Genomic DNA, 846 nt, shown 5'->3' with positions numbered 1-846 from the left:
GCGGTGGCATCGAGCTCTTCAGCATCATTCGCAGTGAGCGGATTACCGTTACTGTCAGAGGCGGTGGCCACAACGGTGATTTCACCGTCGACCAGGGCTGAGATATCAACGTTATCGACTGCGTAGCTGCCGTCAGCGTTGACGGCCACATCGTTAATTTCAATGGTGTTGCCATCGACATCGGTGAGGACTAAATCAACCGTGCCGCCAGTCGGAATATCTTGGCTGGTTCCGGTGATGTCAGCTTGATCATTCGCGTTATCAAGGACTAAAGTCCACGGTGATGTTACCGGCGGTGGCATCGAGCTCTTCAGCATCATTCGCAGTGAGCGGATTACCGTTACTGTCAGAGGCGGTGGCCACAACGGTGATTTCACCGTCGACCAGGGCTGAGATATCAACGTTATCGACTGCGTAGCTGCCGTCAGCGTTGACGGCCACATCGTTAATTTCAATGGTGTTGCCATCGACATCGGTGAGGACTAAATCAACCGTGCCGCCAGTCGGAATATCTTGGCTGGTTCCGGTGATGTCAGCTTGATCATTCGCGTTATCAAGGATCAAGTCCACGGTGATGTTACCGGCGGTGGCATCGAGCTCTTCAGCATCATTCGCAGTGAGCGGATTACCGTTACTGTCAGAGGCGGTGGCCACAACGGTGATTTCACCGTCGACCAGGGCTGAGATATCAACGTTATCGACTGCGTAGCTGCCGTCAGCGTTGACGGCCACATCGTTAATTTCAATGGTGTTGCCATCGACATCGGTGAGGACTAAATCAACCGTGCCGCCAGTCGGAATATCTTGGCTGGTTCCGGTGATGTCAGCTTGATCATTCGCGTTATC

The 846-nt window shown here is 53.3% G+C and carries 2 protein-coding genes; both read right to left on the bottom strand.

Translation table 11 applies throughout. The features are described from left to right. A partial coding sequence (locus tag O1D97_RS00570) for a hypothetical protein (protein WP_269121853.1) occupies window positions 1–302 on the bottom strand: 302 nt, incomplete at its 3' end. Next, window positions 262–846 (bottom strand): hypothetical protein (locus O1D97_RS00565; protein WP_269121852.1); only part of this gene is annotated, 585 nt, incomplete at its 5' end. The genes O1D97_RS00565 and O1D97_RS00570, both read right to left, overlap by 41 nt.

Source organism: Marinomonas phaeophyticola, assembly GCF_026966905.1.
Taxonomy (GTDB): domain Bacteria; phylum Pseudomonadota; class Gammaproteobacteria; order Pseudomonadales; family Marinomonadaceae; genus Marinomonas; species Marinomonas phaeophyticola.
This window is presented reverse-complemented; position numbering and strand designations above follow the sequence as displayed.